General features: G+C 67.2%; 14 protein-coding genes. 3 read left to right on the top strand and 11 right to left on the bottom strand.

The window, feature by feature from the left end; genetic code table 11:
• The first annotated feature begins 48 nt into the window (after positions 1 to 48).
• Positions 49 to 1,233: a metallophosphoesterase family protein gene (locus CXQ91_RS07260; protein WP_104173254.1), complete on the top strand. Its 1,185-nt coding sequence runs from the start codon at positions 49 to 51 to the stop codon at positions 1,231 to 1,233.
• Between the two features lie 161 nt (positions 1,234 to 1,394).
• On the opposite strand, the gene CXQ91_RS07255 is transcribed toward CXQ91_RS07260, so the two are convergent.
• Positions 1,395 to 3,614 (bottom strand): S9 family peptidase, encoded by a 2,220-nt coding sequence (locus CXQ91_RS07255; protein WP_104173253.1) that lies wholly within the window; start codon positions 3,612 to 3,614, stop codon positions 1,395 to 1,397.
• Positions 3,615 to 4,128: 514 nt separating this feature from the next.
• Between CXQ91_RS07255 and CXQ91_RS07250 the strand changes: the two genes are divergently transcribed.
• Positions 4,129 to 4,473 (top strand): hypothetical protein, encoded by a 345-nt coding sequence (locus CXQ91_RS07250; RefSeq protein ID WP_104173252.1) that lies wholly within the window; start codon positions 4,129 to 4,131, stop codon positions 4,471 to 4,473.
• Here CXQ91_RS07250 and CXQ91_RS07245 read toward each other — a convergent pair.
• The 4 genes from CXQ91_RS07245 to CXQ91_RS07230 form a co-directional block, all read right to left on the bottom strand.
• Positions 4,442 to 4,690: a DUF6855 family protein gene (locus CXQ91_RS07245; protein WP_258073863.1), complete on the bottom strand. Its 249-nt coding sequence runs from the start codon at positions 4,688 to 4,690 to the stop codon at positions 4,442 to 4,444. The genes CXQ91_RS07250 and CXQ91_RS07245 overlap by 32 nt on opposite strands.
• A complete protein-coding gene (locus CXQ91_RS07240) occupies positions 4,690 to 5,172 on the bottom strand; it encodes a response regulator transcription factor (protein ID WP_104173251.1) in 483 nt (160 codons plus the stop codon). Before CXQ91_RS07240 ends, CXQ91_RS07245 begins: the two co-directional genes overlap by 1 nt.
• 70 nt (positions 5,173 to 5,242) lie before the next feature.
• Complete coding sequence (locus tag CXQ91_RS07235) at positions 5,243 to 6,376, bottom strand: LCP family protein (protein ID WP_104173250.1); 1,134 nt, start codon at positions 6,374 to 6,376, stop codon at positions 5,243 to 5,245.
• 52 nt (positions 6,377 to 6,428) lie between these two features.
• A complete protein-coding gene (locus CXQ91_RS07230; protein ID WP_104173249.1) occupies positions 6,429 to 7,043 on the bottom strand; it encodes a low molecular weight phosphatase family protein in 615 nt (204 codons plus the stop codon).
• 300 nt (positions 7,044 to 7,343) lie between these two features.
• Here CXQ91_RS07230 and CXQ91_RS07225 point away from each other — a divergent pair, with 300 nt between their 5' ends.
• Positions 7,344 to 8,609: a hypothetical protein gene (locus CXQ91_RS07225; RefSeq protein WP_104173248.1), complete on the top strand. Its 1,266-nt coding sequence runs from the start codon at positions 7,344 to 7,346 to the stop codon at positions 8,607 to 8,609.
• 31 nt (positions 8,610 to 8,640) lie between these two features.
• On the opposite strand, the gene CXQ91_RS07220 is transcribed toward CXQ91_RS07225, so the two are convergent.
• The 6 genes from CXQ91_RS07220 to CXQ91_RS07195 are packed head-to-tail and all read right to left on the bottom strand — an operon-like array spanning position 8,641 to position 12,903.
• Complete coding sequence (locus CXQ91_RS07220; RefSeq protein ID WP_258073862.1) at positions 8,641 to 9,624, bottom strand: beta-ketoacyl-ACP synthase III; 984 nt, start codon at positions 9,622 to 9,624, stop codon at positions 8,641 to 8,643.
• Positions 9,621 to 9,857 (bottom strand): hypothetical protein, encoded by a 237-nt coding sequence (locus CXQ91_RS07215; protein WP_104173247.1) that lies wholly within the window; start codon positions 9,855 to 9,857, stop codon positions 9,621 to 9,623. Before CXQ91_RS07215 ends, CXQ91_RS07220 begins: the two co-directional genes overlap by 4 nt.
• Positions 9,841 to 10,578 (bottom strand): bifunctional 2-polyprenyl-6-hydroxyphenol methylase/3-demethylubiquinol 3-O-methyltransferase UbiG, encoded by a 738-nt coding sequence (locus CXQ91_RS07210; protein ID WP_104173246.1) that lies wholly within the window; start codon positions 10,576 to 10,578, stop codon positions 9,841 to 9,843. Before CXQ91_RS07210 ends, CXQ91_RS07215 begins: the two co-directional genes overlap by 17 nt.
• Positions 10,575 to 10,769 (bottom strand): hypothetical protein, encoded by a 195-nt coding sequence (locus CXQ91_RS07205; RefSeq protein WP_104173245.1) that lies wholly within the window; start codon positions 10,767 to 10,769, stop codon positions 10,575 to 10,577. Before CXQ91_RS07205 ends, CXQ91_RS07210 begins: the two co-directional genes overlap by 4 nt.
• 17 nt (positions 10,770 to 10,786) lie before the next feature.
• Positions 10,787 to 12,526, bottom strand: coding sequence for a SulP family inorganic anion transporter (locus tag CXQ91_RS07200; protein ID WP_104173244.1), 1,740 nt, complete (start codon positions 12,524 to 12,526; stop codon positions 10,787 to 10,789).
• On the bottom strand, positions 12,523 to 12,903 hold the full coding sequence (locus tag CXQ91_RS07195; RefSeq protein WP_104173435.1) for a metalloregulator ArsR/SmtB family transcription factor: 381 nt from the start codon (positions 12,901 to 12,903) through the stop codon (positions 12,523 to 12,525). Before CXQ91_RS07195 ends, CXQ91_RS07200 begins: the two co-directional genes overlap by 4 nt.
• Positions 12,904 to 13,053: the final 150 nt, after the last annotated feature.

The following is a 13,053-nucleotide window of genomic DNA, read 5'->3' as shown; positions in this document are numbered from 1 at the left end:
CTGAAGTTCGGCCCGTCTGTGAGGCCGTTTCAGTACCGAGAGGGAACGATGAACGCGAGTATCCACCAGCCCAAACTCAGCAGGCGCGCGGCGTTGGCCGCGGCCGGGACGCTCGGGGCATTGGGAATCACCGTGGCCGCTGCAACCGGGAGCCAGGCAGCGCCCGGAGCCAAGGCGCCAAAGACGAGCCTCGCCTTCCGCCCTGACGGCAAATTCAAGATCGTTCAGTTCAATGACACCCAGGACGACGAACAGACGGACCGCCGCACGATCGAACTCATGGAACGGACCCTGGACGCGGAAAAGCCGGACTTTGTGGTCATCAACGGCGATGTGATCAACGGAGGATGCGACTCCGAACTGGAGGTCAAACAGGCGCTCAACCACGTAGTCCAGCCGATGGAAAGCCGGCAGATCCCGTGGGCCGTGACCTTTGGCAACCATGACGAAGATTCCGTGCAGAAGACAGGCATGACCGAAGCCAAGATGCTTCAGTTCCTGCAGAGCTACGAGTGCAACCTGAATGCCGACTCCACGCCTGGCCTGACCGGTACCTCCAACTCGCAACTGCTGGTGCAGTCCTCCCGCACCAAGGCGCCGGCTTTTGGCCTGTGGCTCATTGACACCGGCCGCTACGCGCCGGATGCCATCAACGGCCAGGACTTCGCCGGCTACCCGGACTGGGACTGGGTGCGCATGGACCAGGTGGCCTGGTACCGGAACCAGTCCATCGCCACCGAGACGAAGTACGGCAAGAAGATCCCGTCCCTCATGTGGGGCCACATCGCGCTCCATGAGCACCGCAATATGTGGTTCGCCAGCCTGGACTCGCGGACCGAGGCAGACCACGCCCGGGCGCTGACCAAGCACAACATCGTGGGCGAACGCAACGAAGACGAGTGCCCCGGACCCATCAACTCCGGCCTGTTCAGCGCTTTCCTGGAACGCGGGGATGTTCTCGGGTACTTCGTGGGGCACGACCACGTCAACACCTACATGGGCAACTACTACGGTGTTCAGTTGGGCTACGCGCCAGGAACGGGATTCGGCGCCTACGGACTGTCCGGCGCTGAGCGGAACCGGCTCCGCGGCGCACGCGTCTTCGAACTGGACGAGGGCCACCCGGGAATCTACAAGGACACCCGCCTGGTCTTCGCCAAGGATCTCGGCATCGACCTCACGGCCAATGACCAGCCCATCGTGCCCAAGCCACTGGACCCGGCGCAGAGCTAGCAGGCTGGGGGCTCCCTCGCTGGATCCAGCCCTCATCCGTTTGCCAAAAATGGCCGCTATACGAGGCGTATAGCGGCCATTTCTGGCGAATCGCGGCCTACCCAGCCCGCGCCCGGCCCAACCCGGCGCGCCGAGCCTGGCGCAGCGGAGCCCGACAGAATCTACTTCACCCCGGCCCCCGGCAGCAGCTCCACGGCACCCACGGAGTCGGCCACGAAGGCGTAGTCCCAGGCCCGCTCGCGCCACTGGACGTACCGGCCGGAGGCTCCGCCGTGGCCACCGTCCATCTCGATCTTCATCACGATCGGCTCAGCCCCGGTGGAAACAGCACGCAGGGCCTGCACCCACTTGGCCGGCTCCACGTACAGCACGCGTGTGTCGTTGAACGAGGTCACCGCGGCGATCTTCGGATACGCCAGGGGGCCAACGTTCTCGTACGGCGTGTAGGACTTCATGTACGCGTAGACCTCGGGGTCCGTGATCGGGTTGCCCCATTCCTCCCATTCGAGCGCGGACAGCGGCAGCTCCGGATCCAGGATGGTGGTCAGCGCGTCCACGAACGGCACGGCGGCCACAATGGCGGCGTACTTCTCCGGTGCCAGGTTGGCCACGGCGCCCATCAGCAGCCCGCCGGCGGAGCCACCCATGGCCGCGATCCGCGTCGGTGCAACCCACCCTGAGTCAGCCAGCCAGTCCGTGGCGGCCACGAAGTCCGTGAAGGTGTTCTTCTTGTGGAGCTTCTTGCCGTCTTCGTACCAGTGCCGGCCCAGCTCGCCGCCGCCGCGGATGTGCGCGATCACGAACACGATGCCGCGGTCCAGCAGCGAGAGCCGCGGGATGCCGAAGCCCGGGTCCATGCTCAGCTCGTAGGAGCCGTACCCGTACACCAGGCCCGCCGCGGAGGAATCCCGGGCCACCGAGGCATGCCGCAGCACGGACAGCGGGACCTTGGTGCCGTCGGCCGCCGTCGCCCATTCACGGGTGGCCACGTAGTCGGCGGAGGAGTAGCCGCCCAGCACCGGACTCTCCTTGCGGAGCAGCAGTTCGCCCGCCGGCAAAGCAGGCGTGGGCAGCACAAAGTCGTACACGCGCGACGGCGTGAAGTAGGACGTGTAGCCCATCCGGATCACCGGCGCCTCATAGTCGGAGCCCGCCACACCGGCCGTGTACAGCTCCTCGTCAAACGCCGGCTCCACCGGATCGCCCTGCGCGGGCGTGCCCAGGCCGGCCAGCGCCAGCACCTGGACGCGCTCAATGGTGTCCTTGCGGACGGACACAATCACGTGCGTGGAGGTGACGCCCGCGCCGTTGACGCGCACCTGGTCGGAATGCCCGACGACGGTGGTCCACTCCTGCTCGGCCAGCGGCTTGGTGAGCTCGGCCGGGTCCACCAGCGAGACCATGGAGTTGATGGCGTCCCGGTTGTGCGTCACGAGGATCTTTTCAGCGCCATCCAGGAGGAACGGTTCGGCCTCGTACAGGACGTGTTCGTCGCGGGAGATCACCGTGGCGAGTCCGGCGTCGTAATCGTCAAAGCGGAGCAGCCGCGTCTCGCTGTACTCGGAGCAGCCGATGCTCAGCACGAGGTGGCGCCGGTCGGAGGAGAGGTCGAAGCCCAGCCACATGGCGACGTCGTCCTCCTGGTAAATCACCTCATCGTCGGTGACCGGCGTGCCCAGCACGTGGGACTTCACCTGGTAGGGGCGCCAGGCGTCGTCCACCACGGTGTAGAACAGGCGGGTGCCGTCGGGGGAGAAGGAGACCCCGTAGAAGATGTTCTCGATGACGTCCGGCAGCATCTCCCCGGTGCGCAGGTCCTTGAAGCGCAGCGTGAAGCGTTCGTCGCCCGCGTTGTCCACGGCGTAGGCGTAGAGGTTGCCGTCCACGGTCACGGCGGTCCCGCCCACCGCGAAGAATGGCTTGCCTTCGGCCTCCACGTTGCAGTCCAGCAGGACTTCTTCACCGGAAAGTTCGACGCCGGCCTCCACCGCCGGGGGCGTCCAGTCGGCCACCGGGTCCCCGGTGTCCTGGGCCTTGACCCGGCACTGGATGCCGTATTCCTTGCCCGCCACGGAGCGGGTGTAGTACCACCAGCCGTCCTTGCGGTTCGGGACAGACAAGTCGGTCTCCTGCGTGCGTCCCTTGATTTCCTGGAAGATCGCTTCGCGGAGCGGTCCCTGGTGGGCGGTGACGGTCTCCTGGTAGGCGTTTTCGGCCTTGAGGTGCTCCACCACTTCCGCGGAGTCCTTGGCGCGCAGCCATTCGTAGTTGTCCACGAACGTGTCGCCGTGGTGGATCCGTTCCGTGGGGACCTTCCGGGCTACGGGGGCGGCGGCCGCTGGGGTGTTGTCGGCTGGGTGCTGCACTGAGGTCTCGGTCATTGACTCAATATATAAAGCTATTCGGCTGCGGGCACCCGCGTTCGCTACCGGGGGATAGAGTGGTCCGCTTTCGCCGTGCGTAGCGTCCTGCACACGGCGTCACTTCTGCAACTTAAAGACAAGTAGCCGTCACTCAAGATCGGAATGACGGCTCTAAATAGTCTTTAGGAGTCGGTCGACGGACATCCCGGTCCCCCTGGGAAGGCCCCGCCAGATCGATACTTGGCCCGGATAATGTTCCGGATCACGTTGAGCTGGGCCGGTGGTGACAAGCCTTCTGAGACCGAGGCTTCCCCAGGCGCCGCCGGCCCTTAGCTCACGTGAATTGCCTCAGCCCGCGCCTTAGTGGCGAATGCGGCGACCCGTTACCCCACGGCGCAGCCAGGTTCAACAGCCCGCGCCGTTCGTAACGCCACTCTGTCCCGATGTGACGCCAAGTGTTGCGTAGGTCACATCCTGCCCATAGGCTGAATGCGGTCGCAGCGTCGCGGCCATGCATGAATAGGGGATTCACTTGAACGACAAGCTCAAGGTATTAGTCCGGCTCGACCTCGATTGTGGAGAAGCAGAAGTAGCAGCCCAGGGGCATGTGACGGCTCAAAGCCTCCAGGCCCTGTATGTAGTCGTAAAGCGGGCCAACCACCTGAAAGAAGGACTCCACCTCGTTGTGGATGTCAGCCACGCACGTGTTGAACCGGCTGCAATGGAGCAGCTGCAGGCATGTTCGGAATCGCACCACCTCCCGGCGTCGATTGACCCGCTCCAGTCGGAATGCAACATCAGCGTCCTGGCTCCCGCGTCACTGGGCTCCGAAACGGCAACCGGAGTCAGGAGCCGGGCCATGAGCCTCGCCGCCTAAGCGGCGGGCAACCGGCAGCACGTACGACGGCGGCACTTACGACGGCGGCACCGCCGAGTGGAACCCAGTCACCCTGCTCCACCAGCCAGCTGTGTAGGTCCTCAATCGCCTGCAGCTGGTACTTGAGCGTGGTGGATCCCACTTGGCAGACCAGGGCCGGCGGGTCCGAGGCTTCGTCACGGTACGTGGAGTACTCCGACGTGCCCGGGGCAGTCACTAGGGTCCAGGGGTCCTCTTTGGTGCCTTGCTCCATGAGGTGTCCCGCCTCCGCGCATAGTCCGACGATTCCGCGTTCAGCCTACTCCGGGGCAGTTTGCTGCCGGGCGCTACATTCGCCGGGGCGAGGGTGTGGACCAGATCCTGCAGGTCCCGCAGCCGGAAGGGCTTGGTGAGGTAGGCGCTCGCGCCCGATTCCAGGGCGGCGAGGCGGTCCACGGGTTCGGCGCGTGCAGAAATCACCAGGATGGGCGCACGCGAGACTCCGCGGAGGGCGTGCAGTACGTCATTGCCCTCAAGGTCGTGCAGGGCCACGTCCACGGTGACCAGCCCAAGGTTCTTGTCCTCGGCCACGGCATTGATGCCGGCAGCTCCGGTCGACTCGGTTTTCACGTTGAAGCCGGCCCGGGACAGGGCAAGGGAAAGGAGGCTCCGGATGTCCGGATCCTCCTCTATCACCACGCAGTGTGCGTGCATCCCCATCAGCTCCCCAGCCCCTGCAGTTAGCCCTTACTTTACGCCCTGCTCGCGTGTGGCAGCCGATTGTGAACGCTCAATTACCGCCCTCGAATCCGTTGGCCGCCACATAGTCCGCCAGGGTGCCGTTTGCGAGTGCCGCGGACACGGCGGCCACCGCGGCGGGGTTCTGGAGAACGATCGACTGGCCGGTGGTGCTGGTGCCGAAACCGCCGTCGGGCAGCCGGAAGAACATGGCGTCCTCGGCCCCCACCCCGCGCATGCTGAAGCCGAGCCGCACCAGCGTCTCCGGGGTGAGTCCCGGGTCCACCAGCACAAAGGGCCGGAGGGTGTTGACCAGCAACATCACCGTGGCCGGGTTGCTGAGCGTGCCCTCGCTCATGAACTTGCCGATGAACGCCTTGAGGAACGTTTGCTGGTTGCGGATCCGCTGGAAGTCGCCGTCCGCAAACGCGTAGCGCTCACGGACGAACTCCAGGGCCGCCCCGCCGTCGAGGTGGTTGATGCCGGCGGGGAAGTTATGGCGGGTGTCGTGCGTGGAGGTGAAGGGAACGGTGACGTTCACGTCCACCCCGCCCAGGGCGTTGGTGGCGTCCCAGAGTCCCTTGAAATCCACCATCACGGCGTGGTCGATGTGGGTGTTGAACAGCGTTTCCACGGTCCGGACCATCAGCGGCGTGCCGCCCAGCTCCAGCCCGGCGTTGACCTTCGACTCGCCGTAGCCGGGGATGTTCACCCACATGTCGCGCATGATGGAAATGCCGTAGACCCTCTGCCGGTCGGCGGGGATGTGGATCAGCATCAGCACGTCGCCGCGCTGGTCGGCGGGCGTTCCGGCGGCGGCCTGGGCTTCCTCGGCCCGGAAGTCCCCGCGGCTGTCACTGCCGATCAGCAGGATGTTCAGCGCGACGGGCGGCGGTTCCGGAGTGGGCGTGGGCGTCGGCGTCGGTGTGGGGGTAGGAGCCTCCGTGGACGGCGGCGCCGTGGCACCTTCCGCCGTCGGTACCGCGCTGGCGGTGGGGGTGGGTGCTCCGAGGCGTCCCACTTGCGAGAATGCGTAGGCGGTGCTGCCCAAGGCGATCACCAGGACCATCGCCAGAACCGCTTTGAGCCACGTGGGCTGCCGGCGCAGCCAGGCGGGAAGCCATGCGGAATTTCCCCGCGGCGGCTTGTTCTCAGCCGCCCCTTCCGGATCAGACTGGTTGTCCATAACCGGACGGTACCACCGCGGACACCGAAAAGAACGACGCCGAAGGTCCTGTTTATGTGGGCGTGTTGAGCCGGGCGTAGCGGAGGATGGTGAGGATGGCCGGGGCCAGTTCGTCTTCCATCTGGCGGTAGACCTCGGGGCCCCGTTTGTAGGGGTCGATCACTTCGTTGTCGGCGCTGTCGGCCGCGAGGGCGAGGTGCCGGACGGAGGCGAGGCGGGCGGACAGCCCGCGCCACAGCGTGCCGGCGTCGTACGCCTTTTCAGCGGACGAATCGGAGGCGGCGGCGTCGCGTTCCTCGAGTGCCTCCAGCATGCGGGCGAACTCCCGGATGGTGAACGTGCGCTTGAGCAGGGAGGCGTCCAGCTGCAGCACTTCGCCGCGGTGCTTGGACGTCATGGTCAGCACGATGTCCGTGTCGCGGAGGATCTTGGCCGTCAGCTGCCGGGCGGCGAACGCCTTGTCCGTGCCGCCGTACATCCGGACGATGTCCGCGGAGAGCGGCTGGATGGGGCTGCCCACCATGGCGCGGGTGCCGGCGCTGCGCACTTCGAAGCCGCCGGGCAGGACCTGGTCCAGGCCGGCCTGCAGCAGGCGTTCGGCCACGGGGGAGCGGCAGATGTTTCCCGTGCAGACTGTCAGGATCCGTACGGGCGTTGGCGATTCCACGGTGAGGGCTCTTTCCGGAGTTGCTGGCAGATCGGTGCGATCCCGGATATTCAACTTAACACGCAGGGCACCCGCGGCCCGGGGGCGAATCGCCCCTGCCCGATATCCGCTCGGCGAAACCCGCCGTCAGCCAGGGCCGCCTGAAGATCCTGCGCGTGCTGACAATTGAACGTTCAAGAAATCTTGAGCGAATCTTTCACATCGCTTGTGCGAACCTTTGGGGCCGTTGGGGAGAGTGGGCGAAGCCGGCGAAAATGCGGCGAAGGCTTCCGGCTCCAGCTGAAACTTGAGGGGGTAGCCATGAGCGGTGAGGACCGGGCACCCGGCGGGGAGCCCCGGTTTGACTGGGATTTCCCGAACGGGTGGGATGCGCGGCTCTTTGAGGATCTGCTCAGCGGCGGGGAACTGCTCTGGATCGACGTCCTGGGCACGCAGTTCGCTGTGCGTTGGGGCCGCTCGGTCACGGAGGAGCAGCAGCAAAACATGCGCTCTGCCTGGGCGAGATGTGCCGGCAGCGGGGCGCCCCTGATTCCGCCGCTGCCCAAAGAACCCACGGAGGCCTTGCCGTTCTCCGCTTCCGTCTCGTATTTGTCGATGTACGACGGCGGGACGTTCGCCCTGCAGGCCGCCTCCTTTGAGGAGCTGGCCGAGAACGTCACCTCCCGGGTTACTGTTGCCGCCATCCTGGAGAACGCCGGGGAGCTCATGATGCTGCACGCCTGCGCGGTGGCCTCACCCGTGACCGGGGCTGTGGTGGCCCTCGTGGCCAAGTTAGGAACGGGCAAAACCACGGCAGCCTCGGTGCTGGCAGGGACGTACGGCTACGTTTCGGACGAAACCGTGGCCATCGGTCCGGACGGCTCGGTGGTCCCCTACCCCAAGCCGCTGTCCGTGAAGCAGGGGCCCGGGGAGCCCAAGCACCAGGTGGGCCCGGATGAACTGGGACTTCAGCCGGCGCCGGCCAAGCCGTTCATCCAGTCCATCGTGTTGTTGGACCGGGTTGACGCGGCCCCAAGGGCGGACCTCAGCGCTGACCAGCAGGACCGCCCAGCCCCCGTCCTGCGCCAACTGCCGTTGGCGGACGCGTTGTTGGCTTTGATCCCGGATTCATCCTCGCAGGGTGAAATCGACGAGCCGCTCCAGTCGTTGTGCCGGCTGATCGACCGCGTCGGGGGAGTCTGGCAGGTGACGTACTCGGAGGCCGCGGACCTGCCGCAGGCCCTCGAACCGCTCTTCCGGAAGCGGCGCCGCTCCAAGCCTGAGTGGACAGCCGCCGGAACGGAAACCGAGTCCGGGGCCATCCCGGACGGGTGGTTCAGGCGGGTCGAACCCAAGGACGCCGTTGCTGTCGGCGACGATCTGCTGGTGATGCTGGAGTCGGAGATCGTGCGGCTGAGCGGGATCGGACCGGCCATCTGGGAAGCCACGGCAAGTGCGGTCCCGCTGGACCAGCTGGCCGATGAGGTCGGTGCCCGGCACGGCCAGCCGGAAGGCTACCGGGCCGCCGTCGCGGCGGCCGCGGGACAGCTCACAGCCGAATCAGTTTTGGAACAGGGCGGCAACTAGCCGCCAACCGCGTGGGGGACCACTCGAGGCCTTATGTGTTCCGGGGTGTGCGGATGACCTGGCCGGCGAAGGCGAACCCGCCGCCGAACCCGAAGAGCAGGGCGGGGCTGTCCGGGGGTACTTCTCCGGTGCGGACGAGTTTGGCCAGGGCGATCGGGATGCTGGCTGATGAGGTGTTCCCGGAGTGGATCACGTCGCGGGCGGTGATTGCCCGGGGGATGCCGAGCTGGTCCGCGAGGGGTTCGATGATGCGCAGGTTCGCCTGGTGCGGAATGAACGCGGCGAGATCCTCGGGGCGGATTCCCGCCAGTTCGCAGGTCCGGCGTGCCAGTTGCGCTGCCTGTGTGATGGCCCAGCGGTAGACGGTGAGGCCCTCCTGCTCCAGATGCAGGGAGGGCTCTTCTATTCTGACTGCCTGTGCGAGGGCCGGTACTGAGCCCCAGTGGACCGGCCCGACCCCGGGTTCGTCGCTGGCCGTCAGGATGGCGGCGCCGGCACCGTCTCCGACCAGGACGCAGGTGCTCCGGTCGGCCCAGTCGGTGAAGTCGCTGAGTTTTTCCGCTCCGATGACCAGAGCCGTGGTCGCGGACCCGGCCCGGATCGCCTGATCGGCGATGGCCATCGCATGGGTGAAACCGGAACAGGCGGCGTTGACGTCGAAAACGGCGGGGGACGCGGCGCCGATGCTGGCCGAGACCCGGCCAGCGGTGCTGGGGGAGCGGTCCTTGGCCGTGACCGTGGCAACGATGATCAGGTCCACGTCTACGGCGTCCATCCCGGCGTCCTGAAGGGCGTCCAGTCCGGCCCGGATGGCCATGTCGGCCACGGATTCGGCGTCCGCGATGCGGCGCGTTTCGATGCCCACCCTGCTGCGGATCCATTCGTCACTGGTGTCCACAAGCTGGCTCAGTTCACTGTTCGTGAGGATCCTGCCGGGTTGGTAGGATCCGACGCCGACGACGCGGGATCCGCGGACGGGCGCGTCCGGCATGCTGCGGGGCGGGGACGGGTTCATGGGTGGCTCCTGGTCTGGGCGCGGTCTGGCATGGTGGTTCTGGGCCTGCGGAGCGTGTCGAAGAGTTCACTGAGGCTCATGTTGGCAGCCGTTGCGACGGCGGCAGGGGATATCTGTGCCGCCATTGCCTCGCACAGGGCCTGGACGAGGTGCTCGTGGGCCTGGTCGGTCTGGAACTGGATCATCTCCAGCTCCGCCGAAGCAGACCAGATGTTTCTAAGGTGTTTGTCCATGACTGTCTTCCTGTACACGGGGCGGGCCGGGAATTGCGGACGGAGACGGGGCGGGAGGGACCGGACTGCGGGCGAGAACGACGCAGTCCAGCGCGGGGATGCGGGAACCGGGAACTGGCCGGGACCGGGTTTCGGCTGATTCAACCTGCAGTCCGGACCGTCTGGCCCAGGCGGCCACCCGGGCGCTGTCGTGCAGCACTGCTGCGGTCCTTGGTCCGAGGGCGCTTTCGCGGGGGTCCGCCGGGTCGTGGCCGATGTACAGGAAGAGCCCGCCGGGGGCCAGACCCGGGGCGGTGCGGGCTATGGTGCCCCCAAGATCCGTGCCGGGCAGGTGAAGGAACGCGGCCAGGACCAGGTCCAGGCTCCCCGGTCCCGGGGTGTGGGCGGTGACGTCGGCCACCGACCAGGTGATCAGGTCCGTGACGCCCTCGGCGAAGGCGCGTTCGCGTCCGATCAGCAGGGCTTCGGTGGAAAAATCGATGGCCTGCACGTGCCAGCCGCGGCCGGCCAGCCACACCGCGTGGCGGCCGTCCCCGGCCCCGAGGTCCAGCGCCCGTCCAGGGACCAGCCCGTTGAGTTCCGAGCGCACGGACGAGCTGGCAGGGGCCCAGCCGTAGTCCGTTTCGGCGTACCAGCGGTTCCAGGCCGCGGCGTCGGCGGGGTAGCCGGGCCGTCCCCTTGCGTGCTTCCACGCCGGCAGCGGCATGCCGTCCACGCTCATGCGACGATCCCGGCGGGGATGCCGACGGTCGGGCCGGTCATTACCACAGCGGCCAGCCAGGCCGGGTTCGTGGGCCCCGCAAAAAGTGCCGGGAGGTCGAACAGCAGAAGGGCCGCGAGGCCGAAACCCAGGAGGTAGAGCGGCATGCGGTCCGGTTCGGTCCGGGATTCCAGGGGCGCTGTTGGCGGCAAAGGATGCTCCTGATCATTCATCGGTCCGTGGTGCGGCCGGGAGTGGCTGCCGCGCCCCGGCCACGGGCGGGGTCTTGGCCGGCGTCGGGCGCCTTGTCCTGTGCGGGATTTTCTGCGCTACGGGCAGCCCTGGCGCGGGCGACGTGGCTGCGGGCGTGTTCCACGGCGGGCGGCAGATCATCGAACAGGTGTTTGTGGTGGCGCAGGGATTCCAGCACACCTACCTTGGTGACCAGGGCCAGGTGGCGTTCCTGGATGCCTTTGATCAGCACGGTGATACCGCGGCGTTCGAGGGCGTTGACGATGTCGGTGATGACCCGGGCACCGGTTGCGTCGAGCACCTGGAGCTGGGACATGCGGATGATGACCACATCGACGTTGCGGATCGCGCTGACCCGGTCCAGGACGCGTTCGGCCGCGGCGAAGAACAGGGCCCCGTCGAGCCGGAACACGGCGATGTGTTCGTCGCCTTCCTGAATCGGGCCGGGGATCTCTTCGCGGTGCACCCCGCTGGACTTGACCAGGGTGCGCAGGGCGAAGAAGGACGCGACGGCGATGCCGATGGCGACGGCCTGGATCAGGTCGAAGGATACGGTGATCAGGGCCGTGACGAAGAAAACGACCGTGTCGGCCCGGGTCGAGCCGATGACGCTGCGCAGGGTGGCCAGGGAGACCATACGGGTGGCGGTGACCATCAGGACACCGGCGAGGGCGGCGAGCGGGATCCGGGAGACCGGGCCGGTGGCCAGGTACACGACGCCCAGCAGCACCAGGGCGTGCGTGACGGCGGCGAGCCGGGTCCGGCCGCCGGAGCGGATGTTCACGGCGGTGCGGGCGATGGCGCCGGTGGCAGGCATGCCGCCGAAGAACCCGGAGCAGACGGAGGCCAGGCCCTGGCCCAGGAGTTCACGGTCGGCGTCGTAGGGGCCGGTGTCGGAGATTGACGCGGCAACCCGGGCCGAAAGCAGTGACTCGATCGCGGCGAGGGCGGCGATGGTCGCGGCCGGCGCGGCCAGGGCAGCAACGGTGCCCCAGTCCAGGGAGGGGATGACCGGGGCCGGCAGGGAGTCGGGCAGGGCGCCGATCCGGGCCACCGGCAGGTCCAGCACCTGGGCTGCGATGCTGGCGATGATGATGGCGATGAGGGAACCGGGGATCTGTGGGTGTATCCGGGGTGCGGCGATCATGATGACGGCGACCAGTGCCACCAGTGCCAGCGGGGCCAGGAGGGCGGCGGGGGACGCCGTGGCGAGTCCCTGCACGGCAGAGACGGCGGCGTTGCTGTTCGGTCCGGCTTTGACGCCGAAGGCGGCCGGGACCTGCTGGAGGAAGATGATCAGGGCGATCCCGAGGGTGAATCCCTCGATCACCGGCCAGGGAAGCAGGGTCACGACCCGGCCGAGCTTGAGGACACCGGCGGCGACGACGATGACCCCGGCGAGGACGGCCACCGCGGCCAGGGCCCCGGGGCCGTGTGCGGCGATGACGGGACCCAGGACGACCACCATCGCCCCGGTCGGGCCGGAAACCTGGATGTTGGAGCCGCCGAAGACAGCGGCTACGATGCCGGCGATGACGGCGGTAATCAGTCCGCTGGCCGCTCCGGCGCCGGAGCTGACCCCGAAGGCCAGGGCCAGCGGGAGGGCGACGATGCCGACGGTGACCCCGGCGATGAGGTCCCCTTTCCAGGTGCGGGGCAGGTCTGCATAGTCCCTCCGGCCGGGCAGGAGCGCCCGGGCCGCGGTCAGGGCCTTCATTGTGAGCTGTCTGCGGCCGCAGCCAGGGGGGACGTGGCCGCCGAATGTTCGAGGTGCTCGCGCGTGGTGTGCAGAATGTCGTTGAGCAGCAGACGTGCCACGGACAGCAGGTCAGCGACCTGCGGGTACGCCAGCGAATAGAACATCTGCAGTGCCCTGCGTTCGCCCTTCACCAGGTGGTAGCGGCGCAGCACCGACAGGTGCTGGGACAGATGCGAGGCCTCCAGGCCTGTGGCGGCGAGAAGATCCGTCACGGACACCTCCGGCGCCTCGCACAACAGCTCCAGCACCCTGATCCGCACGGGATGCGCCAGGCCTTTGAAAAGGTTGGCCTTCACCTCGTACAACGGCGCCCGGAAATCCGAGAACTCTTCCATGCCTGCCTCCCGGCCAATCACAATCTGCACTTGCTTGACTATTTTATAGATCCATCATCCAATATAACAGGGGCCGGAACATTCCGTCCCTGTCAGGCCCGGGTTTCCGCGGACCGGACGGACACTCCACACCGGCCAAGGGCATCGGCA

Source organism: Arthrobacter sp. Y81, from assembly GCF_002929335.1.
Lineage (GTDB): Bacteria > Actinomycetota > Actinomycetes > Actinomycetales > Micrococcaceae > Arthrobacter.
This window is presented reverse-complemented; position numbering and strand designations above follow the sequence as displayed.